This is a genomic window from Mycobacterium sp. WUMAC-067 (genome assembly GCF_020217485.1).
Taxonomy (GTDB): Bacteria; Actinomycetota; Actinomycetes; order Mycobacteriales; family Mycobacteriaceae; genus Mycobacterium.
The window spans coordinates 1-23,720 of sequence record NZ_JAEKMI010000034.1; the positions used below are offsets into that span (position 1 = coordinate 1).

General features: G+C 69.7%; 28 protein-coding genes. 5 read left to right on the top strand and 23 right to left on the bottom strand.

Features of this window, described 5'->3' with window-relative positions:
• Positions 1-36: 36 nt before the first annotated feature.
• The 9 genes from pdxT to thrS all read right to left on the bottom strand — a co-directional run bounded on the left by pdxT (position 37) and on the right by thrS (position 8,934).
• Complete coding sequence (pdxT, locus tag JF781_RS20380) at positions 37-627, bottom strand: pyridoxal 5'-phosphate synthase glutaminase subunit PdxT (RefSeq protein ID WP_225330642.1); 591 nt, start codon at positions 625-627, stop codon at positions 37-39.
• Positions 624-1,469, bottom strand: a complete 846-nt coding sequence (gene tesB / locus JF781_RS20385) for an acyl-CoA thioesterase II (RefSeq protein WP_225330641.1) — start codon at positions 1,467-1,469, stop codon at positions 624-626. Before tesB ends, pdxT begins: the two co-directional genes overlap by 4 nt.
• 9 nt (positions 1,470-1,478) lie before the next feature.
• The gene (gene pdxS / locus JF781_RS20390; protein ID WP_225325424.1) at positions 1,479-2,390 is read right to left on the bottom strand and encodes a pyridoxal 5'-phosphate synthase lyase subunit PdxS; all 912 of its coding nucleotides are present in this window, start codon (positions 2,388-2,390) and stop codon (positions 1,479-1,481) included.
• Between the two features lie 68 nt (positions 2,391-2,458).
• Positions 2,459-3,484 carry an NUDIX hydrolase gene (locus JF781_RS20395; protein WP_225341296.1) on the bottom strand — a complete coding sequence of 342 codons (1,026 nt, stop codon included), beginning with the start codon at positions 3,482-3,484 and terminating at the stop codon, positions 2,459-2,461.
• Positions 3,484-4,608, bottom strand: coding sequence for a glycosyltransferase family 4 protein (locus JF781_RS20400; protein ID WP_225329499.1), 1,125 nt, complete (start codon positions 4,606-4,608; stop codon positions 3,484-3,486). Before JF781_RS20400 ends, JF781_RS20395 begins: the two co-directional genes overlap by 1 nt.
• Positions 4,608-5,558, bottom strand: coding sequence for a phosphatidylinositol mannoside acyltransferase (locus tag JF781_RS20405; protein ID WP_014942512.1), 951 nt, complete (start codon positions 5,556-5,558; stop codon positions 4,608-4,610). The genes JF781_RS20400 and JF781_RS20405 overlap by 1 nt, the downstream gene beginning before the upstream one ends.
• A gap of 17 nt (positions 5,559-5,575) precedes the next feature.
• A complete protein-coding gene (pgsA, locus tag JF781_RS20410) occupies positions 5,576-6,217 on the bottom strand; it encodes a phosphatidylinositol phosphate synthase (RefSeq protein ID WP_225329498.1) in 642 nt (213 codons plus the stop codon).
• 73 nt (positions 6,218-6,290) lie between these two features.
• The gene (locus JF781_RS20415) at positions 6,291-6,866 is read right to left on the bottom strand and encodes an HIT domain-containing protein (RefSeq protein WP_225329497.1); all 576 of its coding nucleotides are present in this window, start codon (positions 6,864-6,866) and stop codon (positions 6,291-6,293) included.
• The gene (thrS, locus tag JF781_RS20420) at positions 6,859-8,934 is read right to left on the bottom strand and encodes a threonine--tRNA ligase (protein WP_225329496.1); all 2,076 of its coding nucleotides are present in this window, start codon (positions 8,932-8,934) and stop codon (positions 6,859-6,861) included. Before thrS ends, JF781_RS20415 begins: the two co-directional genes overlap by 8 nt.
• Positions 8,935-9,032: 98 nt before the next feature.
• On the opposite strand from thrS, the gene JF781_RS20425 reads away from it, so the two are divergent.
• Entirely contained in the window at positions 9,033-10,784 is a 1,752-nt protein-coding gene (locus JF781_RS20425; protein ID WP_225329503.1) for a sodium:proton antiporter, read from the top strand.
• Positions 10,785-10,795: 11 nt separating this feature from the next.
• On the opposite strand, the gene JF781_RS20430 is transcribed toward JF781_RS20425, so the two are convergent.
• Genes JF781_RS20430 through JF781_RS20440 form a run of 3 tightly spaced genes read right to left on the bottom strand, consistent with a single transcriptional unit; the run spans position 10,796 to position 13,662 of the window.
• Positions 10,796-12,052 (bottom strand): amidohydrolase, encoded by a 1,257-nt coding sequence (locus tag JF781_RS20430; RefSeq protein WP_225329495.1) that lies wholly within the window; start codon positions 12,050-12,052, stop codon positions 10,796-10,798.
• A 60-nt stretch (positions 12,053-12,112) separates the two neighbouring features.
• Entirely contained in the window at positions 12,113-12,739 is a 627-nt protein-coding gene (locus JF781_RS20435; RefSeq protein WP_225329494.1) for a PaaI family thioesterase, read from the bottom strand.
• A gap of 47 nt (positions 12,740-12,786) precedes the next feature.
• Positions 12,787-13,662 (bottom strand): aldo/keto reductase, encoded by an 876-nt coding sequence (locus JF781_RS20440; RefSeq protein ID WP_225329493.1) that lies wholly within the window; start codon positions 13,660-13,662, stop codon positions 12,787-12,789.
• 57 nt (positions 13,663-13,719) lie between these two features.
• Between JF781_RS20440 and JF781_RS20445 the strand changes: the two genes are divergently transcribed.
• Positions 13,720-14,220, top strand: a complete 501-nt coding sequence (locus JF781_RS20445) for a DUF1990 family protein (RefSeq protein WP_225329492.1) — start codon at positions 13,720-13,722, stop codon at positions 14,218-14,220.
• 3 nt (positions 14,221-14,223) lie between these two features.
• On the opposite strand, the gene JF781_RS20450 is transcribed toward JF781_RS20445, so the two are convergent.
• From JF781_RS20450 to fdxA, 6 genes are all read right to left on the bottom strand, one after another.
• Complete coding sequence (locus tag JF781_RS20450) at positions 14,224-14,682, bottom strand: DoxX family membrane protein (protein WP_225329491.1); 459 nt, start codon at positions 14,680-14,682, stop codon at positions 14,224-14,226.
• A 204-nt stretch (positions 14,683-14,886) separates the two neighbouring features.
• Positions 14,887-15,828: a nitronate monooxygenase family protein gene (locus tag JF781_RS20455; protein WP_225329490.1), complete on the bottom strand. Its 942-nt coding sequence runs from the start codon at positions 15,826-15,828 to the stop codon at positions 14,887-14,889.
• 6 nt (positions 15,829-15,834) lie between these two features.
• Complete coding sequence (locus JF781_RS20460) at positions 15,835-16,179, bottom strand: cupin domain-containing protein (protein WP_225329489.1); 345 nt, start codon at positions 16,177-16,179, stop codon at positions 15,835-15,837.
• 54 nt (positions 16,180-16,233) lie between these two features.
• Positions 16,234-16,659 carry a hypothetical protein gene (locus JF781_RS20465; protein WP_225329488.1) on the bottom strand — a complete coding sequence of 142 codons (426 nt, stop codon included), beginning with the start codon at positions 16,657-16,659 and terminating at the stop codon, positions 16,234-16,236.
• On the bottom strand, positions 16,656-17,282 hold the full coding sequence (locus tag JF781_RS20470; RefSeq protein WP_225329502.1) for a metalloregulator ArsR/SmtB family transcription factor: 627 nt from the start codon (positions 17,280-17,282) through the stop codon (positions 16,656-16,658). The genes JF781_RS20465 and JF781_RS20470 overlap by 4 nt, the downstream gene beginning before the upstream one ends.
• A gap of 132 nt (positions 17,283-17,414) precedes the next feature.
• On the bottom strand, positions 17,415-17,771 hold the full coding sequence (gene fdxA / locus JF781_RS20475; RefSeq protein ID WP_225329487.1) for a ferredoxin: 357 nt from the start codon (positions 17,769-17,771) through the stop codon (positions 17,415-17,417).
• A gap of 159 nt (positions 17,772-17,930) precedes the next feature.
• Between fdxA and JF781_RS20480 the strand changes: the two genes are divergently transcribed.
• From JF781_RS20480 to JF781_RS20490, 3 genes are all read left to right on the top strand, one after another.
• The gene (locus JF781_RS20480) at positions 17,931-18,770 is read left to right on the top strand and encodes a class I SAM-dependent methyltransferase (protein WP_225329486.1); all 840 of its coding nucleotides are present in this window, start codon (positions 17,931-17,933) and stop codon (positions 18,768-18,770) included.
• Between the two features lie 185 nt (positions 18,771-18,955).
• A complete protein-coding gene (locus tag JF781_RS20485) occupies positions 18,956-19,168 on the top strand; it encodes a hypothetical protein (protein WP_225329501.1) in 213 nt (70 codons plus the stop codon).
• A 181-nt stretch (positions 19,169-19,349) separates the two neighbouring features.
• Entirely contained in the window at positions 19,350-19,613 is a 264-nt protein-coding gene (locus tag JF781_RS20490; protein ID WP_225329485.1) for a hypothetical protein, read from the top strand.
• 10 nt (positions 19,614-19,623) lie between these two features.
• Here JF781_RS20490 and JF781_RS20495 read toward each other — a convergent pair whose 3' ends face one another.
• The 5 genes from JF781_RS20495 to JF781_RS20515 are packed head-to-tail and all read right to left on the bottom strand — an operon-like array spanning position 19,624 to position 23,661.
• On the bottom strand, positions 19,624-20,850 hold the full coding sequence (locus JF781_RS20495) for a lyase family protein (protein ID WP_225329484.1): 1,227 nt from the start codon (positions 20,848-20,850) through the stop codon (positions 19,624-19,626).
• The gene (pcaG, locus tag JF781_RS20500; protein ID WP_225329483.1) at positions 20,847-21,419 is read right to left on the bottom strand and encodes a protocatechuate 3,4-dioxygenase subunit alpha; all 573 of its coding nucleotides are present in this window, start codon (positions 21,417-21,419) and stop codon (positions 20,847-20,849) included. The genes JF781_RS20495 and pcaG overlap by 4 nt, the downstream gene beginning before the upstream one ends.
• Entirely contained in the window at positions 21,412-22,179 is a 768-nt protein-coding gene (pcaH, locus tag JF781_RS20505) for a protocatechuate 3,4-dioxygenase subunit beta (protein WP_225329482.1), read from the bottom strand. Before pcaH ends, pcaG begins: the two co-directional genes overlap by 8 nt.
• A 28-nt stretch (positions 22,180-22,207) precedes the next feature.
• Positions 22,208-22,693, bottom strand: a complete 486-nt coding sequence (locus tag JF781_RS20510; RefSeq protein ID WP_225329481.1) for a hemerythrin domain-containing protein — start codon at positions 22,691-22,693, stop codon at positions 22,208-22,210.
• Positions 22,690-23,661, bottom strand: a complete 972-nt coding sequence (locus JF781_RS20515) for a Rieske 2Fe-2S domain-containing protein (RefSeq protein ID WP_225329480.1) — start codon at positions 23,659-23,661, stop codon at positions 22,690-22,692. The genes JF781_RS20510 and JF781_RS20515 overlap by 4 nt, the downstream gene beginning before the upstream one ends.
• Between the last annotated feature and the right edge of the window lie 59 nt (positions 23,662-23,720).

Sequence of the window (23,720 nt, forward strand, 5' to 3'; positions counted from 1 at the left end):
GAAATGCGTCGTGGAATACAGTTTCGCGGCGCTGGCTCAGCCGGTCACCATGTCGACGAACATGTGGTGGATCCGCCGGTCGCCGGTCACCTCGGGGTGAAACGCCGTCGCCAGCTTGCGGCCCTGGCGCACCGCGACGACGTGCCCGGCGGCGCTGGCCAGCACCTCCACGCCGTCGCCCACGCGCTCGACCCACGGCGCGCGGATGAACACCGCCCGCACCGGATCGTCGAGGCCCGCGAAATCGATGTCCCCTTCGAACGAGTCGACCTGACGCCCAAAAGCGTTGCGCCGCACGGTCATATCGATCGCGTGCAGAGGCAGCGCCTCCCGCCCGCCCGTCCCGGCGTCCAGGATCTCGCTGGCCAGCAGGATCATGCCGGCGCACGCGCCGTAGGCGGGCAGCCCGTCGGCCAGCAGCCCGCGCAGGGGCTCCAGCAGGCCGAGATCGAGCAGCAGGTGGCTCATGGTCGTCGATTCGCCACCGGGGATGACCAGCCCGTCGACCGCCTCCAGCTCGCCGCGCCGGCGCACCGGCATCGCCTCGGCCCCGGCTTCGCGCAGGGCCGCCAGGTGCTCGCGGGTATCGCCCTGCAGCGCGAGGACCCCGATCCGGGGGCTGCTCACGGGTTGGTCGGCCCGTGGCCGCGCTTGAAGCGGGTCAGCCCCTCCTGCATGACCGCCGCGACCATCTCGCCGGATTGGGTGAAGATCTTGCCCTGGCACAGCGCGCGGCCGCCGTTGGCCGACGGCGAAGACTGGTCATACAGCAGCCACTCGTCGGCCCGGAACGCCCGCATGAACCACATGGCGTGGTCCAGCGACGCCACCTGCAGGTGCTCCCGCACGTCGAGGTGGGTGACCTGCGCCGATCCCAGCAGCGTCAGGTCGCTCATGTAGGCCAGCGCGCAGATGTGCAGCACCGGGTCGTCGGGCAGCGGGTCACGGTGGCGGAACCAAACCTGCTGCTGGGCGGCCTTGCCCGGCGAGAGCTGCAGGAGCTCGCGGGGCACGATGCAGACGTCCCACTCCTCGAACTGCTTGAACCCGGCGTCGTCGAAGACCTTGACCGAGTCCAGCCCGGGCAGCCCGTCGGGCGGCGGCGCGGGCGGCATGGGGTCCTGGTGGTGGATGCCTTCCTGGTCGGTCTGGAAGGACGCGCCCATGCTGAAGATGATCTCGCCGTGCTGGATGGCGTTGACGCGACGGGTCGCGAACGAGCCGCCGTCGCGGGTGCGCTCCACGATGAACACCGTGCGCTCCTTGGCATCCCCGGGCCGCAGGAAGTATCCGTGCAGCGAGTGGACCTGGTAGCGCGGGTCGACGGTGCGCACCGCCGACACCAGCGACTGGCCGGCCACATGACCGCCGAAGGTGCGCTGTAGGAATCCCGATTCCGGGCTGAAGATGCTGCCGCGGTAGATGTTGACCTCGAGCTGCTCGAGATCGAGGATCTCTTCGATCGCCACAGACTGTTCTTACCAGCCGCGTTCGGCCAGCCGATGGGGCTGCGCGATCTGCTCGACATTGATGCCGACCATCGCCTCGCCCAGCCCGCGCGACACCTTGGCCAGCACGTCGGGATCGTCGTAGAAGGTGGTGGCCTTCACGATCGCCGCGGCGCGCTGGGCGGGGTCGCCGGACTTGAAGATGCCCGAGCCCACGAAGACGCCCTCGGCGCCGAGCTGCATCATCATCGCCGCGTCGGCGGGGGTGGCGATACCGCCCGCCGTGAACATGGTGACCGGCAGCTTGCCCGCCCGGGCCACCTCGACGACGAGTTCGTAGGGCGCCTGCAATTCCTTTGCGGCGACGTACAATTCGTCTTCGGACAACGACGTCAGGCGGCGGATCTCGCCACCGATCGCCCGCATGTGCGTGGTCGCGTTGGAGACGTCTCCGGTGCCTGCTTCACCCTTGGAGCGGATCATGGCCGCGCCCTCGTTGATGCGGCGCAGCGCCTCACCGAGGTTGGTCGCCCCGCACACGAACGGCACGGTGAACTTCCACTTGTCGATGTGGTGGGTGTAGTCGGCGGGGGTGAGCACCTCGGACTCGTCGACGTAGTCGACGCCGAGGCTCTGCAAGATCTGCGCCTCGACGAAGTGGCCGATGCGGGCCTTGGCCATGACCGGGATGGTCACCGCGGCGATGATGCCCTCGATCATGTCCGGGTCGCTCATCCGCGACACCCCGCCCTGGGCGCGGATGTCGGCGGGCACCCGCTCCAGCGCCATCACGGCGACGGCGCCGGCGCCCTCGGCGATCTTGGCCTGCTCGGGCGTGACGACGTCCATGATGACGCCGCCCTTGAGCATCTCGGCCATGCCGCGCTTGACGCGCGCGGTTCCGGTTCGCCCGTTGCCGTCCGGGGGGTGGGCGGTAGTCACTGCTTGATCTCCTTCAACGTTGTCGACCCAGTCTAATGAGGCGCTTTGGCCCGCGTTGACCGGCGGAGTCAGCGGATGGACAGCAGCGGGCCGGGGGCGCGGCCGCCGGCGAGCGCGGCCGCGTCGGTGAGCAGTCCGGATAGTTGCATGGGGTACACCGTCTCCCCCGCGGCGACGAGTTGGGCGATGTCGGCAGCGTCACACCAGCGGTGGCCGTGGATGTAGCTGCGTTCCAGTTCGGTGTGGCCGGTGCGGGACGGCTCGAATCGGCGGGTGCGGTAGACGAAGTAGAACTCCTCGCTGTCGATCAGCGAGCCGTTGAACTCGAAGACCTGGTCGCGCCGCCAGACGGGCCCGACCATGTCGGCGGGCGCGACCCGCAGGCCGGTCTCCTCGGCGAGCTCCCGCGCGGCGGCCTCGGCCAGCCGCTCCCCCTGCTGCACTTCGCCGCCCACCGTGAACCACCACTTGGGCGCGGGCTGGCCGGCCAGCGCCGGATCCGACCCGCGCAGCAGCAGCACCGCCCCGGTCTCGTCGAGCAGCACGACGCGCGCCGAGGTGCGGTGGTTGAGCACGCCGTGATCGCCGTGGGCCAGCGCGTGCGGCCGCTCGACGATCTCGAAATAGCTGGGCAGCCCGGCGGTCCCGCCCAGGTGAAAGAGCCGCACCAGGGGCCGCTCGGCCAGCGCCAGCGTGTCGCGGACCGCGTCGTTGTGGAAGCGACGGGCCAACACCACCCGGGCCTCGGCGTCGGCCAGCTCGGCGATCAGCCCGGCCGGCAGCGACGCCGGGTCCACGGCGGCCAGCGCGGCCGACAGCTCGTTTTCGCACGTCTCCCGCGCGGGCCGGGGCGCCCCCTCGGCCGCGTCGGCCAGCGCCGCCAGCCGCCGCCCCTCGGACGCGCCGCCGTAGGCGTCGATGGCCACGGCGCGCGCCACCACCGCGCGCCGCGCCAGCGCACCGTCGAGCGCCTGCCACGACAGGTCGTAGCGGACGTGCAGGCGGTCCAGCCGGTTGGCCGTCCGGTACGCCCAGGCGCCGAAGACGGCCAGCACCGCGACCAACACCGCGACGGCGACGATCAGCCATGTCATCAACCGGCCACCTCAACCTTGGCGCCTGTCGCGGCGACCGTCTCGTAAACCCGCAGGATCTGGCTGGCCACCACCGACCAGTCGTAGCGCTGGACGGCGGCCGTGCCGGCCGCCACATAGCGCTCGGCGAGCACATCATCCTCCAGCACCGCGATCAACGCATCGGCGAGCGCGGCGCCGTCGCCCACGGGCACCAGGCGGCCCACGTCGCCGCCGGCCAGCACGCGCCGGAAGGCGTCCAGGTCGCTGGCCACCACCGGGGTGCCGGCGGCCATGGCCTCGACCAACACGATGCCGAAGCTTTCCCCGCCGAGGTTGGGTGCGCAGTAGACGTCGGCGCTGCGCATGGCCGACGCCTTCCCGGGATCGTCGACCTGACCGAGGAAGCGAATATGACTCACGAATTCGCCCGCCTGCGTGCGCAATTCGTCCTCGTCACCGCGCCCGACAACCAGCAGCTGCACGTCGGGGAACCGCGCCACCAGCCGCGGCAGCGCGTCGAGCAACACCCCGATGCCCTTGCGCGGCTCGTCGTAGCGCCCCAGGAACAGCACCGTCTTGCCCGGCCGCGGGTACCCGTCTAGGAGCGGCGCGCAGGCGAACGAGCCGACGTCGACGCCGTTGGGGATCTCCACCGCGTCGGTTCCCAGCGCCTCCATCTGCCAGCGCCGGGCCAGGTCGGAGACCGCGATCCGGCCGACGATCTTTTCGTGCATCGGGCGCAGGATGCCCTGAAAGACCGTCAGTGTCAGCGATTTGGTGGTTGACGTGTGAAACGTCGCCACGATGGGACCCTCGGCGATGTTGAGGGCCAGCATGGACAGGCTCGGCGCGTTGGGCTCGTGCAGGTGCAGCACGTCGAAATCGCCTTCGGCGAGCCACTTTTTGACCTTGCGGTGGGTGGCCGGGCCGAACCGCAGCCGGGCCACCGACCCGTTGTAGGGAATCGGGACGGCCTTGCCCGCCGAGACGACGTAGTCGGGCAACACGGCGTGCGGCGAGGCCGGTGCGAGCACGCTGACGTCATGCCCGCGGGCCCGCACCACCTCGGCGAGCTGCAGGACGTGCGACTGCACCCCGCCCGGAACGTCGAACGAGTAGGGACAGATCATCCCGATGCGCATCAGGCGTCCCTTAGCCGGGCCTGCTTGTTCTCGGAGAGGTCGGCCAGCCACTGCGGCTGCATCATGTGCCAATCCTCGGGGCGGGCGGCAATGTTCTTCTCGAAGTGATCGGCCAACAGCTGGGTGATCGCGCCGACGTCGCCGCCGGTGCAGTCCAGCGCCGGGTGGATGGCGACGCCCCAGCCCTGGCCCTCGAACCAGCAGTGGGCCGGTAGCAGGGCCGCCCCCGTCGCGATCGCGAGCTTCGCCGGCCCGGCCGGCATCCGGGTGGGTTCGCCGAAGAAGTCGACCTGGACACCGGTGCGGGTGAGGTCGCGCTCGGCCATCAGGCACACCACCCGGTTGTCCCGCAGCCGGTCGCACAACACGTCGAAGGGTGGCCGCTCGCCCCCGGACAAGGGCAGCACCTCGAAGCCGAGGCCTTCGCGGTAGGCGATGAACCGCCGGTAGAGTGACTCGGGTTTGAGTCGCTCCGCGACGGTGGTGAAGGTGCCGTGTGTCTGCGCCAGCCACACCCCTGCCATGTCCCAATTGCCGCTGTGCGGCAACGCGATCACTGCGCCGCGGCCGCCGGACAATGCCGCTTCGATATGGTCGCGGCCCTGAACCGAGTCGTGCAGCTGGCGGCCGACCGCGGCGAGGTCCATGCCCGGCAGGCGGAACGCCTCGCGCCAATAACGGGCGTAGGAGGCCACGGACGCCCGCATCAGTGAATCCGGAACGTCTGAGGGCGGCACCCGCAAGACGCGGGCCAGGTTCTTGCGCAACTGATCTGGGCCGCCGCCGCGGGCCGCGTAGCGCGCCGCGGCGCCAAATGCGTTGCGCGCGGCGAACTCCGGCATCGCCCGCACGGCCAACCAGCCTGACGCGTACGCCCAGTCGGCCCCGACGCCGCTCAACCGGCCCGCGACGCGGCTCGCCAGGCGGCTCGGTGCCGTGATCGCGTTCATGCCCGGCGGAGTGGGAATCACGGCGCGACCGATCCGCGGTCGGTCGCACCCGGCGAGGTGCGCACCGTGTGCAACCGCTGCGCGCAGGTGACCAGGCTGGCCGCCGCCAACAGCCACATCGCCACCGGCAACGCGGGCGGCCACGCGACGAACGGAAAGTCCGAGATGCCGGCGCCGACCAGCACGATGATCAGCCGCTCGGGCCGTTCGATGATGCCGCCGTCGCCGCGCAGGCCGCTGGCCTCGGCCCGGGCCTTGATGTAGGAGATCACCTGCGAGGTGACCAGGCAGATCAGGGTGGCCGCCGCCAGCAGCTTGTCGTGCAGTCCGAAGGCGATCCACCACAGCAGCCCGCAGAACACCGCACCGTCGCTGACGCGGTCACAGGTGGCGTCCAGCACCGCGCCGAACCGGGTGCCGCCGCCCCTTTCCCGGGCCATCGCCCCGTCGAGCATGTCGAAGAGGACGAAGAACCAGACCACCAGCGTGCCGATGAACAGCTTGCCCATCGGGAAGAAGACCAGCGCCCCCGCCACGGCCACGACGGTGCCCAGGATCGTGACGGCGTCGGGAGTCAATCCCAACCGCAGGCACGCTTTTGCGGTCGGGGTGGTCAGCCGCGCGAACGCCGCCCGCGACAGGAACGGCACCTTACTCATCGGCGCCGCTCTCCCCCGCAAGCGGGAGGTGCCCCCGCCTCATCGCCACGCTCTGCATCGCCGCCACCGCGACTCATCGCTGTTTCGTCCACTCCGTCGCCAGCAGCTGACGAGTTTCTCGCAGCAACTGCGGGATCACCTTCGCCCCGCCGATGATGGTGATGAAGTTGGCGTCGCCGCCCCAGCGCGGCACGACGTGCACGTGCAGGTGCTCGGCCAGCGACCCGCCGGCCGAGGTCCCCAGGTTGAGGCCGACGTTGAAGCCGTGCGGCCGCGACACGTTCTTGATGACGCGAATCGCCTTCTGGATGAAGGACATCAGCTCCGCGCTTTCCGGATCGGTCAGATCCTCCAGCTCGGAGATGCGGCGGTAGGGCACCACCATCAGGTGCCCGGGGTTGTACGGGTAGAGGTTGAGCACGGCGTAGACGAGTTCGCCGCGCGCGACCACCAGCCCCTCTTCGTCGGTCAGGTGCGGGATGTCGGTGAACGGCTGCTCGGTTTTGCCGTTGTCGCGCTTCATCGGCGCCTCGGCCAGGTAGGTCATCCGGTACGGCGTCCACAACCGTTGCAGATGATCTTCCTCGCCGACGCCCCGGTCCAGGATGGCGTCGTCGGTCTTCGGCTCGGCCCGTTCGCGATCACTCACCGGCCGCCACCTTCACGAGTTCTGCGGTGGGAGCGGCATTCTCGCGATCGGCGATCCACTTCACGATGGCGTCGACGGCGCCGTCGCGGGGCACGCCGTTGATCTGCGTGCGGTCACCGAAGCGGAAGCTCACCGCGCCCGCCGCAACGTCGCGGTCACCGGCCAGCAGCATGAACGGCACCCGCTGGTTGGTGTGGTTGACGATCTTCTTGGCCATCCGGTCGTCGCTGCCGTCGACCTCGACCCGCACCCCGTGCGAACGCAGTTGCGCCGCAACATCGTTCAGGTAGTCGAGGTGGTCGTCGGCCACCGGGATGCCGACCGCCTGCACCGGCGCCAGCCACGCCGGGAAGACGCCGGCATAGTGCTCGGTGAGGATGCCGAAGAACCGCTCGATGGACCCGAACAGCGCCCGGTGGATCATCACCGGCCGCTGCCGGCTGCCGTCGGCGGCGGTGTACTCCAGCTCGAACCGCTCCGGGAAGTTGAAGTCCACCTGGATGGTCGACATCTGCCAACTACGCCCCAGGGCGTCGCGGGCCTGCACGGAGATCTTGGGGCCGTAGAACGCCGCGCCGCCCGGGTCGGGCACCAACTGCAGGCCGGATTCGGCCGCCACCTCGGCCAGCGCGTTGGTGGATTCCTCCCACATGGCATCGGAGCCGACGAACTTCTCCGGGTCCTTGGTGGACAGCTCGAGATAGAAGTCCTCCAGCCCGTAATCGCCGAGCAGTTCGAGGATGAACCGCAGCAGCGACGCCAGCTCGGCGTGCAGCTGCTCGCGGGTGCAGAAGATGTGCGCGTCGTCCATGGTGAAACCGCGCGCCCGGGTCAACCCGTGCACCACGCCGGACTTCTCGTAGCGGTAGACGGTGCCGAATTCGAAGAGCCGCAACGGAAGTTCGCGATAGGAGCGCCCACGCGACCGGAAGATCAGCGTGTGCATCGGGCAGTTCATCGGCTTCAGGTAATAGTCCTGGCCCGGCTTGCGCACGGTCCCGTCGTCGTCATATTCGGCGTCGAGATGCATCGGCGGGTACATGCCTTCGGCGTACCAGTCCAGATGGCCGGAGGTGTGGAACAGGTCCGCCTTGGTGATGTGCGGGGTGTTGACGAACTCGTAGCCGGCCGCGATGTGCTTGCGCCGCGAGTACTCTTCCAGCTCGCGACGCACGATGCCGCCCTTGGGATGGAAAACGGCCAAGCCGGAACCGATTTCGTCGGGGAAGCTGAACAGGTCGAGCTCGGTGCCCAGCTTGCGGTGATCGCGGCGCTGGGCCTCCTCGATCAGCGTCAGGTGGCGCTCGAGGGCGTCCTGCGACTCCCAGGCGGTGCCGTAGATGCGTTGCAGGCTGGCGTTGTTCTGGTCGCCGCGCCAGTAGGCGGCCGAGCTGCGGGTCAGCTTGAACGCGGGGATGTGTCTGGTGGTCGGGATGTGCGGGCCCCGGCACAGGTCACCCCAAACCCGTTCCCGCGTCCGGGGATTGAGGTTGTCGTAGGCCGTCAGCTCGTCGCCGCCGACTTCCATGACCGCGGGATCACCGGACTTGTCGTCGACGAGTTCGAGCTTGTAGGGCTCCCCCGCCAGCTCCGCGCGCGCCTGGTCCTTGGACTCGTAGACGCGGCGCTCGAACAGCTGGCCCTCTTTGACGATCTGGCGCATCCGCTTTTCCAGCGCCGCCAGATCCTCGGGCGTGAACGGTTCCGGCACGTCGAAGTCGTAGTAGAAGCCGTCGGTGATGGGCGGGCCGATGCCCAGCTTGGCTTGCGGGAACAGCTCCTGGACGGCCTGGGCCAACACGTGGGCGGCCGAATGCCGGATCACGCTGCGGCCGTCGTCGGTGTTGGCCGCCACCGGGATCACCTCGGCGTCGGCGGCGGGCACCCAGCTCAGGTCGCGCAGCTTCCCGTCGGCGTCGCGCACCACCACGATGCCGTCGGGCGCCCCGCGGCCCGGCAGCCCGGCCTCCCGCACCGCGGCGGCCGCGGTGGTCCCGGCAGGCACCCGGATCGGGGCTTGCGGGTCGCCGCCAACGGCTCCCGAGGCGGGGTGTGCGGGGACGGTCATTGTGGCGGTCTCCAAGGCTCGATGGGTCGACGACCATGCTATCGGGGCCGTTCGACGCCGAGCAGGGCCGTCGAGGCGCCGCCCCCAAGTCCGGCAAGATGGGCTCGATGGGGGCGCAGACTGCTTTGACGTTGCTGCTCGGCGCCGTCGTGGTCATCGTGCTGGTCAACTGGATCAGCGAGCGCACCGGCCTGCCCAGTGCGCCGCTGCTGGTTCTCGTCGGCATCGGCTATGCGCTGGTCCCGGGGCCGAACATCAGCCTCGAGCCCGAGGTCGTGATGACCTGCATTCTGCCGCCGCTGCTCTTCAACGCCGCGCTGGAATCGTCGCTGGTCGGCATCCGCCGCAATCTGCGCACCGTCATCAGCCTCTCGGTGGTCCTCGTCCTGCTGACCGCGACGTCGGTCGGCGTCGCGTTCGGGCTGCTCGTCAGTGGTGCGACGCTCGCGGTCGGCATGGTGCTGGGCGCCGCGGTGGCGCCGACCGATCCGGTGGCCGCGCTCGCCGTGGCCCGCAAGGAAGGCCTCCCGCTCAACATCGTCACCCTGATCGAGGGCGAGGGGCTGCTCAACGACGCGACCGCGCTGACCACACTGTCGGTGGCCATCACGGTCGCGCGCGGCGCGGCGTTCTCCGCGCCGTCGGCGATCCGGGAGTTCGCGCTGGCGGCTCTGGGCGGCCTGGCGGTGGGGCTGGTGTTCGCGTACCTCCGGCGGCTGCTTCGCCGGTGGCGACACGACGTGCTGACGGCCAACGCGATCTCGCTCGCCACGCCGTTCGTGACCTATCTGGTGGCCGAGGAGCTTTCCGCCTCGGGCGTCTTGGCGGTCGTGGTGTGTGGATTGATCGTCGGTCACGACTCGCCGCGGCTGGAGTCGGGGGCGAGCCGGTTGCAGACCCGCGCCGTGTGGCGGCTGGTCAACTTCCTGCTCGAGGGCCTGGTGTTCTTGCTGATCGGGCATCAGCTGCCGGCCATCCTCGACGATCTGGGCGGCTACGAGCTGTCGACGATCGTCGTGGCGGTCGCCGTCACCGTCGCGGTGGTGCTCGTGGTGCGGCCGCTGTGGTTGCTGCTCACCCAGTCGCTGCCGCGGCCGCTGCACACCCGGCTCGGCAACGTCTCGGGCTCCGCCGAAGCCGACGAACCCGACGGACCCGACGAATCCGACGGCGGCGGACCCGACGAATCCGACGGACCCGGCACCGGCCGTCGGCCGAACCGCCACTCCGAGCGCCTCAGCGGCCGCGAAGTCCTGGTGCTGAGCTGGGCCGGCACCCGCGGCGTGGTCAGCCTCGCGGCGATTTTCGCGGTTCCGTTCGTGACCGACAGCCACGCACCGTTTCCCGACCGGGACCTGCTGCTGTTCTGCACGCTGGTCGTCGTGCTGGTGACGCTGATCGGACAGGGCATCACGTTCGGCCCGCTGGTGCGCGCGCTGGGCCTGCGGGCGAACGCCGCCGACGAACTGCGGCTGCGCAACCGGGCCCGGGCCGCGGCCGTGCGGGCCGCGCTGGACCGGCTCGACGCGCTGGGCCAACAGGACGATGCGGACGTGGATCCTCGGGTGATCGACGGTGTGCGCCAACAGTTGTCGGCACGGCTCGAGCGATATCAGCATCGGCTCGATCTGTTGTCGGACGCCGGCGAGACCCCCGCCGCGCCCCGCTACGAGGCCGCGGTCGCCATCCGCCGGGTCGCCATCGACGCCCAGCGCGACGAGCTCGTGCGCTGGCGCGACGCGGGCATGCTGCCCGACCAGAGCCTTCGCGCGATCGAACGCGAACTCGATCACGAAGAGAGCACGCTGCCGATCATGCCGCGGGCGCGGCGGCGCAACGAAAGACCTTGATTCCCAAGGTGCTAAGTTGACGCCAGCCAGGCCAGCGCGGCGACCGTCAACGCCTGTGTGCCGGTGTCGAGGGTCGGCTGGATGACCGGGGCGAACCGCGGGGAATGGTTGACGGGAATGTCCTCGGCGACGCGGCCCGCCGCATCGGCGTTGCGATAGACGTCGGGATCGATTCCGCCTATGCCCCAATAGCTGTAGGGGGCGTTGAGCGCATTGGGGATGTCGCTGAAGTCCTCGCTCGCGGTCTGCGCCGCAAGCTCGCACGCCCGGTCGCCGAAAAAGCCGTCGAACGCGGCACGCACCCGTTCGGTGACCGTGGGATCGTTGTCGGTGGTCGGAAAGTGGTCCACCAGTTGGAATTCGGGCTCCTTCGGGGATCCGGATGCCTGGCATTCGGCGGTGACGATGCGCCGGATCGCGTCGAGCATTCTGGTGCGGGTCCGGTCGCTGTAGGTGCGCAGGTTCAGTTCCAGCAGCGCGCGGTCGCCGATCACATTGCTCTTGGCGCCGGCCTCGATCCTGCCGATCGTCAACACCGCGGCGTCGGTGGGCGCGACCTCCCGCGAAACGACGGCCTGCAACCGGATCACTATCATGGCGGCGAGCACGACGGGGTCGACGGCCGCCTGCGGCATCGACCCGTGCCCACCACGTCCGTAGACGGTGATCCGCATGCTGTCGGCGGTCGTCAGGACGGGTCCGGATCGCGTCGCCACCTTTCCGGCCGGTACCGGCAGGACATGCTGGGCCAGGGCGACGTCGACATGACCGACCAACTTCGCCAACCCGTCGTCGACCATGCGCCGCGCGCCGTCGCCGACTTCCTCGGCGGGTTGGAACAGCGCGATCACCGTGCCGCGCCAGTGCGCACGCGCCCCGGCGAGCAGCGAGGCCGCGCCGAGCAGACAGGTCACATGAACGTCGTGCCCGCAGGCGTGCATCACCGGCCGTTCGTGGCCGTCCGCATCGGTGGCGGTGACGGCGCTCGCGTACGGGAGACCGGTGTCCTCGGCCACCGGCAGCGCGTCCATGTCGGCGCGCAGCAGCACGGCGGGTCCGTCGCCGTTGCGTAGGATCCCGACGACGCCCGTTCCGCCGATGCCCTCGTGGACCTCATAGCCGAAGTCGCGCAGCCGTTGCGCCGCCGCTGCCGCGGTCTCGTGTTCTCGGTGCGACAGCTCCGGATGCCGGTGCAGATCGCGATACAGGTCCTCCTGCCAGCCACGGACGTCGTCCAGACCGGCGAGCACCGCCGATTCGCTGTTCATCGTTTCGGTCCTCCCTGTGTGCGGCGACGCTTCATGAAAAGCCTTGCGGGCAAACGACTCTCAGGGCTGTCCGGGTTTGAGCCGCACAAACAGCGCGTCGGCTTCGGTCAGCAGGCGCTCGCCGTCGGTCAACCGGCCCGACACGAAGATCTTGCGCCCCTCCACGCGGTCGACCCCCGCTTCGAACTGCAGTTCCTTCTCCACCGGGACGATGTGACGGTAGTCGATCTTCAGATAGGCGGTGCGCTGCCGCGGGTTGCCGGTGAGCACCGCGGCGCTCAACCCCAGAATGGAATCGAACAGCATCCCCAGCGCGCCGCCGTGCACGGCGCCGTTGCGCCCGAGATGGAACCGGGCGAAGCGGGCCTCGCCATGGACGCGGCCGTCGTCGCCCTTGCGGGCCTGCATCGGGATCGTCAGGATGTTGCCGCGCATCGGCAGGTCCATCCGGCGGCCCGACGGGGAGGCCCACTCGTCGGCGTCGTACGGCGCCAACAATGCCGACACCTTCTCCAGCAGGTCGGCCGCCTCGGTGATCACCTCGTCGGGGGCGTCGGCGGCGCGGGCGTGATCCTGCAACGTGCGCACGGCGTCGATGAACCTGCCGTAGTCGGGCCCACCCTTGGTGGTGGGTTCGGGCGGGTTGAATCCCCCGCCGGGGTGTCGCAGATGTTCGGCCACCACCACACCGTATTGCCCGCCGGGCGCGCGCAGCCGCGTGGTGGCTAGCCGGTCTACTGGGCGCCGGCGGCCGACAAGGTTTCGAACTCGTCGTCGGACAACGTGATCTCGGCGGCGGCGACGTTCTCCTCCAGGTGCGCCACCTTCGACGTCCCCGGAATCGGCAGCATCACCGGTGACCGCTTCAGCAACCACGCCAGCGCCAACTGTGACGGCGTCGCGTCGTGCTCGGCGGCGATGCGCTGCAGCGGCCCGTCGGGGGCGGCCAGCGGCCCGGCGGCCAGCGGGAACCACGGGATGAAACCGATGCCCTGTTCGGTCACCGCGTCCAGCAGCGGCTCGGCGTCGCGGGCCGACAGGTTGTACATGTTCTGCACCGAGACGATTTCGGTGATTTTCTGAGCCGCACCGAGCTGGTCGACGTTGATCTCGGACAGGCCGATGTGGCGGATCTTGCCCTCGTTCTTCAGGGTCAGCAGCTCGCCGACCTGATCCTCGAGCGGGAAGTTCTTGTCGATGCGGTGCAGCTGGAACAGGTCGATGGTCTCCACGCCCAGCCGACGCAGGCTCAGCTCGCATTCCTGACGCAGATAACTGGGATTGCCCAACGGGATCCAGATGTCCGGGCCGGTGCGCAGCAGCCCCGCCTTGGTCGCGATCACCAGGCCGTCATAGGGATGCAGCGCCTCGTGGATGATCTCCTCGGAGAAGTACGGGCCGTAGGAGTCGGCGGTGTCGATGAAGTTCACCCCGAGCTCGACGGCGCGGCGCAGGACCCGGACGCATTCGTCGCGGTCGTCGGGCGGGCCCCACACGCCCTTCGCGGTCAGACGCATCGCCCCGAAGCCGAGTCGGTTGATGGTCAGATCGCCACCGAGGGTGAATGTTCCGGACGCCCCGGCAAGGGTTTTCGAGTTTTGTGCGGTCACTTCTACGACCGTACTCGCCGAACGCCGCCCCGCACCTCGGCATGGCAAGCTGAACATGTGGACCTACGAGCGCTCGAGGAACTCCCGCTGACCTATCCGGAAGTGGGTGCGACGGCGGGCGGCGAGCTGCCCGCGGGATACGACCATCAACACGCCGCGCGCCAAATCGGCACGGGCCGGCAGCGTTTCGAGCAGGCCGCCGACGCCGTCATGCGCTGGGGCATGCAGACCGGCTCGGGGCTGCGTGTGCAGGCCAGCTCCGAGGTCGCCGTCGTCGACGCGGTGGTGGTGGTGCGAATGGGTTTCCTGCCGGCGCCCTGCCGCGTCGTGTACGTCGTCGACGAACCCGACATTCGCGGCTTCGGCTACGGCACCCTGCCGGGTCACCCGGAGTCCGGCGAGGAACGTTTCGTGGTGCGCCACGACCCGATCACCTCCGCGGTGTACGCGGAGGTGTCGGCGTTCTCCCGCCCCGCGACCTGGTGGAGCAAGGCCGGCGGGCCCGTGGTGCGGGTGACCCAGCGCCTCATCGCCAAGCGCTACCTGCGGGCGGTGTGACGGCTACCGGGCCGTGATGCCGCCTCCGATGCTGCCGCTGTGCACGCCCTGCGCCAGGCGGGCCAGCGCGACGGCGCCGACGAACAACCCGAAGTCGCGCAGCGCGACGTCGTAGAAGCCGGGCCCGGTGACCAGGTCGATGATGATCCCGGCCAGCCAGGCCGCAACCACCCAGGCGCCCAAGCGTGGGGCCACCGCCACCACCACGCCGGCCACGATCTCGATGATCCCGACGAGGTACATGCACTGATCGGCCGTTCCGGGTACCAGGTCGTCGATCCAGCCGGCCAGATACATGCTCCAGTGATGCGGGTGGGTCAGCAGGTTGAAGAACTTGTCCAACCCGAACACGATCGGCGCGATCGTGAACACGGTGCGTAGCACGAGGTAGGCCGAATAGGCCGGATCCCGCAGCTGCTCGGCGAGGGTCGGGGTCGTCGCGCCGACTTGTTTGGTGCTCATGGTGCCTCCGTTTCTAACGAATAATATTTTGAACGGTAGAACCGGACAGACTGTACCGTCAAGAGTTTTGTCTGTTAGAAATGGCGAGGGAGCCGCTGATCAGCGGCGCGGGCACCGCACGGCCCGGACGCCCACCTCTGCCCGGGGCGGGACCGATGCGTCGTGCTGGCGGCGGGGCGTGGATAGCCCGCGGCTATGCCCGGTCTATGGCCCCCAGCCGGACAACAACTTCGCCGCGCCCGTGCACATCTCGGCGATGACCTCGGCCACCGAGGCGTCGTCGCGGATCATCCCGACGCCCTGACCGGCGTCCACGGGCGCGATCCGGCAGTCCCCGGCGGCGATCGCCGTGGCCAGCTCCTCACAGGCGCCCGGGCCCAGCGCTTCCTCGTGGCCCGTCCAGTGCTCGACGAAGTCGTTCGCCAGCACCCGCGACGGGAATCGCGCCGGCCAGGGCAACCCCTTGGCGACGTCGAAGACCCGGGTGACCGCGGTGTCGGTCTCGCTGGCGGCGACCAGGGCCCGTCGGCCGGCGTCGCCGATCAGCGCCTCCGGGCAGGCCGACAACCGAGTGCCCACCCACGCGCCGCTGGCGCCGGCGGCCAGCACGGCGGCCAGGCTGCGCGCCGAGGCGACACCGCCGGCGGCCAGCACCGGCACCGTGACGGCGTCGAGGACGGCGTCCAGCAGCGGCAGCAGGCCCAGCTTGACCTCGCCGTGCCCGCCGCCCTCGGAGCCGCGAGCGACCAGGACGTCGACGCCGGCGTCGACCGCCTTCCGCGCCCCGTCGCTGTCGTAAACCTGTGTGACGGTGGGGATTCCGGCGTCATGCGCCTTGGCGACCCAGGACCAGTCGGTTCCGAAACTGACCGACAACAGGGCGGGCCGCGCGGCGAGCGCATCCTCGAGCAGCCCGGCCTCGTTGCGCATCACCCAGTCGACCAGGCCGATGCCGAACCGGCCGTCGACGTGCTGTAACTGCTCGGCCAGCAGCTCGCGGGTCGCGACGCTGCCCATGCCGACCATGCCCAGACCACCGGCCGCGGTGACCGCCGCGGCCAGCCGGCCGCCGGCGACCCCGCCCATCGGGGCGTTGACGATGGGCGCCCGCAGACCGAAGCTCGTTGCCCAGGGCGTCGAGACCATCGGCGGCTAGTGTGCCGAGGGGATCGTCTTCAGCACGGTCAGCAGGACCACCGAGTCCTCGATCGCGTGCAGGGCATGGCGTTCGGGCGGAATCGCCAGGTATCCGCCGGCCTTGCCCTCCCAGGCGTCGCCGCCGGTGGTCAGGCGCACGTGTCCGTGCAGCACCTGCAGCGTGGCCTCGCCGGGGCTGTCGTGTTCGGAGAGATCGTGGTCGGCCAGCAGGGCGAGCACCGTTTGCCGAAGCTCGTGGTTGTGTCCGCCGTGGATGGTGTGCGCGGCGCGGCCGCTGTGCGACTGTTTGGCCTCGGCGAGCTTTTCGGACGCGAGGTCGGTCAACGAAATGGAATCCATCGTGAGTCCTTCGTAGTTGCAAGGCCTTTCACCAACGGCCTTGGGGGTTGGTGGTTAACCGCTCAGTAGCAGTATCCCCGCCGCGATCAGGGCGGCCACCTTGACCGCCTCCAGCGCGACGTAGCCGTAGTGGGCACGGGAGCGCGGTCCGTCCGATCCGGCCAGCACCCGGTCGGAACGGCGGGTCAATGCGGGCCGCACGACGACCAGCTGGACCGCCAACGCGGCGACGGCGACGGCGATCGCCGCGATGACGCCCCCCGGGGTGGGGCCCGCGATAACGATCGCCCCGATGACGAGCGCGAAGGCCACCTCGACGGTGTTGAGCGCGCGGAAGACCAGCCGGCCGATGCTGAGCCCGATCTGCAACGTCACGTTGGGCGCCCGGAACTTCAGCGGGGCTTCCAGGAACGAGATGGCCAGCACCATGCCGAGCCAGACGAAGGTGAGCGCGACGGCGATCGCCGTTCCGGTGCTCATTTGGCCGCCCCCTGCAGCGTCAGGTGAGCCAGGCACAGATCCGGCTCGACGAACGAGTCGAGCCGGTCCACCGAGACCGGCGCCCCCCACGTCTCCACCGCTCCCTGCATGAGGCCGAGGTGCACCGGACACACGACACTGGACCGGTTTTCGGCCAATTCCAGAAACGGGCAGTGCCGCAGTCCGACCTGTTGCTCTCCGTCGACCACCCGGCGCTCGGGCGCGAAGCCGAGTTCGTCGAGCACCTCGATCAGACGGGCGATGACCTCTTCGGTGGTGGCGGGGGCGTCGGCCGGCGCATGCAGCTCGGCGTCGACCTTCCGCCCCCAGGCACGGCCCGCGGCGAGGGCCTTGGGCCCGGGATCACGCTCGGTGGCGAAGGCCATGGTCAGGATCTCGGCCAGCAGCCGGTAATGCCGCGTGCCGCCGCGATCCATCTGCCGGACCGCGCGGAACATCAGCGGTGGGCGCCCCGGTCCTTTGCGGTCCAGCTCGACGTGTTCGACCTGCCCGTCGGTGACCAGGCTGTCGAGGTGGAAGCGCACGGTGTTGGGGTGCACCCCGAGTTCGTCGGCGATCCCGGCGATGCTCATCGGTTGCGGCGAGGCGCGGAGCAGCCGCATCACCGCGCGCCGCCGGCCGGCCGACTCGCCCGGGACCGAGCCCTGGAGCTCCGGGAGTTTCTCGACCTGCCGGGCCTTCTGGGGCTTCTGCGTCTTCTGGGTCTTCACCGGATCCCTCACACTGCTCGTCCTTCACGCCCCATCCGAATGAACGGTACTGGGCTGGCCCGCCACCAGCGGTGTGTCAACGCCGAGCGGACCGATCTTGGCCGCCCCGCCCGGGGACCCCAGGGGTTCGTCGCGGCCCGGCAGCGTCTCAGCGAAGAATGCGTCGTTATCGGCGAGGTGCGGCTTGAGGTCCTCAGGCAGGTCATCTTCGTAGTAAATCGCCTCCACCGGACAAACCGGCTCGCACGCACCGCAGTCGACACACTCGTCTGGATGAATGTAGAGCGCCCGGCCGCCCTCGTAAATGCAATCCACGGGACATTCGTCGACGCACGCGCGATCCATCACATCGATGCATGGCTTCCCGATCACGTAGGTCATGGGCTAGAGTTTACACAACATATCTTGTAATAATTAGCTTTGAGCTCGGAGAACGGTGAAAGCCAACGCTAAGCTCGTCGACACCCCACCCCCGGTGCGCCATGGACACCTCGAGCTGGTCCCGGAGTCACCGCAAAGCGCTGCCCCACAGGAGATCTGATGCCAGGACAACGAGCAGGTTCCGAACTCCCGCTGCCGGCATCGCGCCGTGATGACAGCGCGGTCGCCGGCCACTGGCTGCTGGCGCGGCTCGGCAAACGCGTGTTGCGCCCCGGCGGGGTCGAGCTGACCCGCACCCTGCTGTCCCGCGCGGAGCTGAGCGGCGCCGACGTCGTCGAGCTGGCGCCGGGCCTGGGCCGTACCGCCACCGAGATCGTCGCCCGCGGGCCACGGTCCTACGTCGGCGCCGAGGGCGACCCGGACGCGGCCAACATGGTCCGCGGCGTGCTTTCCGATCTCGGTGCACAAAATGCCGCCGTGCGGGTGGCGGACGCGGCCGAGACCGGATTGCCGGACGCCAGCAGCGATGTCGTCATCGGAGAGGCGATGCTGACCATGCAGGGCGACGCGGCCAAGCACGCCATCGTCGCCGAGGCCGCCCGCGTGCTGCGCCCGGGGGGCCGCTACGCGATCCACGAACTCGCCCTCACCCCGGACACGGTGTCGGAGGAGATCAGCACCGACATCCGGCAGGCGCTCGCGCGTTCGATCAAGGTGAACGCGCGCCCGTTGACGATTGCCGAGTGGTCGAAACTGCTCGCCGAGCACGGACTGGTGGTCGACAACGTCACCACCGCTCCGATGGCCCTGCTGCAGCCCCGCAGGCTGGTCTCCGACGAGGGTCTTGTCGGGGCGCTGCGCTTCGCCAGGAACGTGCTTTTGCACCCCGATGCCCGCAAGCGGGTGCTGGCGATGCGCCGCACGTTCCGCAAGCATCGCAAGCAACTGGCCGCCGTCGCGATCGTCGCCCACAAGCCGGCGGCATCGGCCACCGGCTAACCCCGCAGGGCTTGAGGACGGCCTCCCCCGTTCGCCGTTGCGCCGCTTCTGACAGCGGGTTCCGACTTTGGGCCCGTTCCGCAATCTCTGCGTGACGGTTTAGTGACGCCCCCTGACGTAACTTGGCTGCGGCAGTGTGGGGAGAACGAAGGAGCTTGCCGGCTATGGGTGCTAGCCCGCCGTCGCTGACGGATTCCGACCTCGACGCGTTGGCGTCGGATTTCCTGCAGTCGCATTACCTCGGCTCCATCTATGCCGATTGGTCGCCGGATCGGCGGCTCGACATATTCCTGAGGCGACGTGGCCTCGCCAGGGTGGCCAACGACGGCGACCTGTCCCACAACGTCTTGCAACGCATCATGTCCCGGGCGGGCCGTGCCTCATTGGCGCGGCATTGATCGGCCTGCTCTTCTGCTGCAGAACCAGGTAGGCGACGGCGATGAACAAAAACCGCGAAAAAGTTCGAGTTTTGACGGCCGAAATGACAACCCACGCATTGGTACAGACGTACTATTGCGGCCTAGAGCCAGACGTGCCGCCTGGGATGGATGAGTCGTTGAGGCTAGCGGGGAGGGGACGATGAATTCACCGAAATGGATGGTTCATTGGCCACAGCGCAGGCCGACGGCCACGATCTACCAGTTGACCGACCGGCTGCACCGCGGGCATGTCGCCCGGGTGCCCGCCCATCAGATCACGGCGACCGTGTCGGCGTGGCTGGCCGACCTGGGTGCCGACAGCCCCTTGGTCGACGAACTCGAGCGCGCCGTGTGCGGCGGCGACTGGGCCGCGGCGCACGCCCTGGGCGAGTGCCTGTCCATCGAGATCGCGGTGGCCGACTGAAAATCGCCGGTCAGCGCTGAGCGAGTACCCGCGCGGCGCGGCCCAGGCTGTCGTCGACCAGCCGGTCCACGGCGCCGAAGTAGGTCGGTGACGGCTCTCGACCCGCCAGCTCGGCGACCGCTTGCTGCTCGCCCAAAACATCTGCGGCATCAAGGTTTTCGGACATGCGCCGGGTATGGACGGCCAGTCCGCTCAGTAGCTCGGCGGTTTGGGATCCCGCGACGACGGTGCGCCGGGCCAGGGTGCGCAGGGTGTCCCATTCGGCGTGCCAGGCCCCGTCGGGCCGCTCGTCGTTGGCCAGCGCCGCGGCGGTGTGCAGGGTCGCGGCCAGCGGTGGCGCCGCCAGGGCGGCGCGGCGGATCAGGATGGACAGCACGGGGTTTCGCTTGTGCGGCATGGACGACGAGCCGCCCCGGCCGTCGGCTACCGGCTCGCCGAGTTCGCCGATCTCCGGGCGGGCCAGCGTGACGACGTCGGAGGCGATGCGGCCCCAGCAGTCGGTGCAGCCGACGAAAGCGTCGGCGGCCGCGGTGATCGGCGCGCGGGCCGTGTGCCAGGGCGGCCGCGGCTGCAGGCCCAACGCGGTTGCCGTGTCCGCGGCGAGGCCGGCCGACACCCCGGCCGGGTCCGGGGTGCCGGTGAGCGACGCCGCCAGTTCCGTGGTGGCGGCCAAGGTTCCTGCCGCGCCGCCGATCTGGACGGGCGTGGTCAGCGTGGCGACCCGTTCGACGGCGTCGACGACCCCGTTCAGCCAGCCGGCGGCCTTGGCGCCGAAGGTGGTGGGTGCGGCGTGCTGGGTGAGGGTGCGGGCCACCATCGGCGTGGCCCGGTGCCGGGTGACGAGTTCGGACAGCGCGGAGATCTGCTCTCTCAGCTGCGTGATCAGCTCGTCGGCGGCGGCGCGCGTGGCCAGCATCAGGCTGGTGTCCAGGACGTCCTGGCTGGTGAGTCCGCGGTGGATCCACGGCGCGACGACGGGCTCGGCGCGTTGGCGCAGCAGCGTCACCAGGGGAATGACCGGGTTGCCACCGTCCTCGGCGGTAACGGCGAGTGTCGCATAATCGTTGTGCGTGACCAAGTTCCACAGGTCCGCGGCGGCGCAGTCGGCGGGCGCCAGACCGGCGCCCGCGAGGGCGCTCAGCCACGCGGATTCCACGGCGACCATCGAGCCCAGCAGGGCCTCGTCGGTCATGTGCTCGCCGGCTCGATGGTCCCCGGGCCACAGCAGGTTGGTCATCGCGTGTCCGCCCGGTACTCCAGGAACACCGTCTCGGCCGGGCCCTGCAGGTGGATGTCGAAACGGTATGTGGCGCCGTCGTTTTCGGCGGCGCAGAGCAACGTGGCCAGGCGGTCGGCGGAGACGGCCGCGAGCAGCGGATCGGCGTCCGGGTCGGCGCCGGGTAGGTAGGCGCGGGTGAACAGCCGGTTCAGCAGCCCCCGCGCGAACACGGTGAGCGCAAAGAACGGCGGCCGCCCGTCGATCACCGAACCGGGGGTCAGGGTGGTGAACGCGTAACGACCGGCGCCGTCGGTCGCGCACCGGCCCCAGCCGGTGAACGACACCGGTCCCCCATGGTCGCGGTGCAGCGAACCGGACTGCCGCGCAATGCGTCCCGCGCTGTCGGGCTGCCAGAGTTCGACCAACGCGTCGGGGACCACGGCGCCGCCGCCGTCGTACACCGTGCCGTGCAGCCGGATGGCCTGCGGATGGGCGTGGTCGACCAGCTCGCTGTCACCGGGGTACGGCAATCCCAGGTCGAGGAACGGACCGACCGTTTGCCCTGGCGTGCACGCTGTTTCAGTCATGCGCACCCGCGGTGGGGGTGGGCGCGCCGCCGGCCAGGACGATGTCCCACCGGTACCCGGTCGCGTACTCGGGCTCGGTGAGGTCGTGGTCGTAGCGGGCGATCAGTCGTTGCCGTGCGGCCGGATCGAGGATCGACTGGAAGATCGGATCCAGCTCGAACATGGGGTCGCCGGGAAAGTACATCTGGGTGACCAGGCGCTGGGTGAAAGCGGTTCCGAAGACGGAGAAGTGGATGTGCGCCGGGCGCCAGGCGTTGTGGTGGTTGCGCCACGGGTACGGGCCGGGCTTGATGGTCAGGAACCGATACGAGCCGTCCGGCCCGGTCAGGCAGCGGCCCGCGCCGGTGAAGTTCGGGTCGAGCGGGGCCGGGTGCTGGTCACGCTGGTGGCGGTAGCGCCCGCCGGCATTGGCTTGCCAGATCTCGACCAGCTGACCCGCCACCGGCAGGCCGCCGTCGTCGAGGACGCGTCCGCTCACCACGACGCGCTCCCCGAGCGGCTCCCCCGGATGCCCGGCCGTCAGGTCCGCGTCGAGCGGGTCGACGTCCTGAGGGCCGAAGCACGGCGCCCAAAGCTCCACCCCTTCGGGATCGACGGCGACCAGGGGTTGCTTCGGATGGCGCAGCGTCGTGCTGCGGTACGGCGGGTAGTCGAGCCGCGGCTGCCCGTGCGACCCCCCGGCGGCGCCCGGGTATTGCGCTGCGATGCGGGCGATCTCCGCCGTGATGTCGGCCTGAGAAGCGACACACCCGGCGTCCATGAGCCGTGACGCTACTCTCGATGGTCCCCTACAGGGTGCGGATCAACGCCGCGCGGCCCTTGGTCCGCAGGCGGTGCACGGCGGAGCCGCGGTATTGCTCGATGGTGGCGGCCATCTTGTTGCCCAACTCCTTGAGTTCCGCATCGGTGATCTTCACCTGCGGAGGAGCCGGGATCATGTCCCGTTCCTCTTCGTCCGCGTGCGCCTCGAGGACCGTCTTGAACGAATTCCACTCGTCCTCATAGCCCGGGGCGTTCTGCGGCGTCCTGAGCAGCACGGAGAGCTGGTCGACCACCTGGCGGTGTTCGGCGTGCGCGACGGCGATCAGCTTGGTGGCCGCGCGCAGCGCCGGGTAGTACAGGTCGTCCTCGATCCGGAAGTGGATGTCGAGCTCGATCAGCATGTCGTCGAAAAGGGCATGGCGCTCTTCGGAATTCAGCGGCGCCTCGCTGACCTTGCGGCCGAGACCCTTGAGCACGATGTGGTGTTCCTTGAGAACCTCGTAGGCGTTCAATTGGCTCCTCCTTTAGCGATTCCGACCGCGCCGCCGGGAGCGGGCTGCTGCTCGCCGCGGACTTCGACCACTCCGTCGACCAACCTGGCCTCGTAGCACGGCAGCGGCGCTGCCGCCGGACCGCGCACCACGTCGCCCGACTCGGCCGCGAACCATGAGCCGTGCCAGGGGCATACCAACCGGCCACGGTCCATCCAGCCGTCGGCCATCGGGGCGGCCAGGTGGGGACAGAATTCTCCGTACGCCGCGACTTCACCGGGCTTGGTCTGACAGACCACCAGGCCCACCCCATCGACCTCGACGCGCACCGGCTTGCCGTTCAACGAGCTCGCGGGCAGGACCGGCGTCCAGGTGGAGGTGCGCAGCCGCGGACCAGACTGGTCGATGCCGATGCCGGAGTCGAAGACCAGCGCCCCGCCGAGGTAGCTGCCGGCGACGGTGATGCCGTAGCCCAGCGCGGTGAGCAGGATGCCTCGCCCGTGGCGCCCCTTGCGCCGGTCCCACCACGACTGCATGTACAGCGCGGTGGCGGCAACGTTCAACAGGCCGTGCACCGCGCCGACCCGGCGGTCCTCCTCGTGGGTGTGCTGCCAGTCGGTGACGCCGGTGACGGCCGAGCCCAGGCTCGCCAGGATGCCGACCCCGAGGGCGCGGGAGGCGAATCGCGAGGCGTCGACGACCTCGGAGGCGGGCTGGCCCGGCAGCACGCTGAGCGCGTCCAGCGCCACCGTCGTGCCGAGCGCGCCACTGGTCAGCGACGCCAGCGGCGGGTGCACCGGGTGCCCGAGCCACACTCCGTTCAGCGCGTTGGTGACGGTGTTGCGGGCGCCGCCCAGCCCGTTGTAGGCGAAGCTGAGCAGGTGTTCGAACCGATAGCTCGGTCGATCCATCCACTCCTGGCGCCCGATAACGGCCAGAACCTTCGATCCAACCCGCTGCAATCGACCCCCTCGTGGCCGACCCACCATGGCGCCCCGCCTTTCCTCAAATCAGTGAAAAACAACGGTTAATAACCGCAAAACCGAAC

What these genes read in the sequence shown, in the direction of transcription:
- JF781_RS20490 (WP_225329485.1), top strand. Translation starts at nt 19,350, where the DNA reads ATGAATTCACCGAAATGGATGGTTCATTGGCCACAGCGCAGGCCGACG.
- JF781_RS20495 (WP_225329484.1), bottom strand. Translation starts at nt 20,850, where the DNA reads ATGACCAACCTGCTGTGGCCCGGGGACCATCGAGCCGGCGAGCACATG.
- pcaG (WP_225329483.1), bottom strand. Translation starts at nt 21,419, where the DNA reads ATGACTGAAACAGCGTGCACGCCAGGGCAAACGGTCGGTCCGTTCCTC.
- pcaH (WP_225329482.1), bottom strand. Translation starts at nt 22,179, where the DNA reads ATGGACGCCGGGTGTGTCGCTTCTCAGGCCGACATCACGGCGGAGATC.
- JF781_RS20430 (WP_225329495.1), bottom strand. Translation starts at nt 12,052, where the DNA reads ATGAACAGCGAATCGGCGGTGCTCGCCGGTCTGGACGACGTCCGTGGC.
- thrS (WP_225329496.1), bottom strand. Translation starts at nt 8,934, where the DNA reads ATGACCGTCCCCGCACACCCCGCCTCGGGAGCCGTTGGCGGCGACCCG.
- JF781_RS20450 (WP_225329491.1), bottom strand. Translation starts at nt 14,682, where the DNA reads ATGAGCACCAAACAAGTCGGCGCGACGACCCCGACCCTCGCCGAGCAG.
- JF781_RS20460 (WP_225329489.1), bottom strand. Translation starts at nt 16,179, where the DNA reads ATGGATTCCATTTCGTTGACCGACCTCGCGTCCGAAAAGCTCGCCGAG.
- JF781_RS20470 (WP_225329502.1), bottom strand. Translation starts at nt 17,282, where the DNA reads ATGCGGCTGCTCCGCGCCTCGCCGCAACCGATGAGCATCGCCGGGATC.
- JF781_RS20425 (WP_225329503.1), top strand. Translation starts at nt 9,033, where the DNA reads ATGGGCTCGATGGGGGCGCAGACTGCTTTGACGTTGCTGCTCGGCGCC.
- JF781_RS20480 (WP_225329486.1), top strand. Translation starts at nt 17,931, where the DNA reads ATGCCAGGACAACGAGCAGGTTCCGAACTCCCGCTGCCGGCATCGCGC.
- JF781_RS20455 (WP_225329490.1), bottom strand. Translation starts at nt 15,828, where the DNA reads ATGGTCTCGACGCCCTGGGCAACGAGCTTCGGTCTGCGGGCGCCCATC.
- pgsA (WP_225329498.1), bottom strand. Translation starts at nt 6,217, where the DNA reads ATGAGTAAGGTGCCGTTCCTGTCGCGGGCGGCGTTCGCGCGGCTGACC.
- JF781_RS20405 (WP_014942512.1), bottom strand. Translation starts at nt 5,558, where the DNA reads ATGAACGCGATCACGGCACCGAGCCGCCTGGCGAGCCGCGTCGCGGGC.
- JF781_RS20465 (WP_225329488.1), bottom strand. Translation starts at nt 16,659, where the DNA reads ATGAGCACCGGAACGGCGATCGCCGTCGCGCTCACCTTCGTCTGGCTC.
- JF781_RS20400 (WP_225329499.1), bottom strand. Translation starts at nt 4,608, where the DNA reads ATGCGCATCGGGATGATCTGTCCCTACTCGTTCGACGTTCCGGGCGGG.
- fdxA (WP_225329487.1), bottom strand. Translation starts at nt 17,771, where the DNA reads ATGACCTACGTGATCGGGAAGCCATGCATCGATGTGATGGATCGCGCG.
- JF781_RS20395 (WP_225341296.1), bottom strand. Translation starts at nt 3,484, where the DNA reads ATGACATGGCTGATCGTCGCCGTCGCGGTGTTGGTCGCGGTGCTGGCC.
- JF781_RS20515 (WP_225329480.1), bottom strand. Translation starts at nt 23,661, where the DNA reads ATGGTGGGTCGGCCACGAGGGGGTCGATTGCAGCGGGTTGGATCGAAG.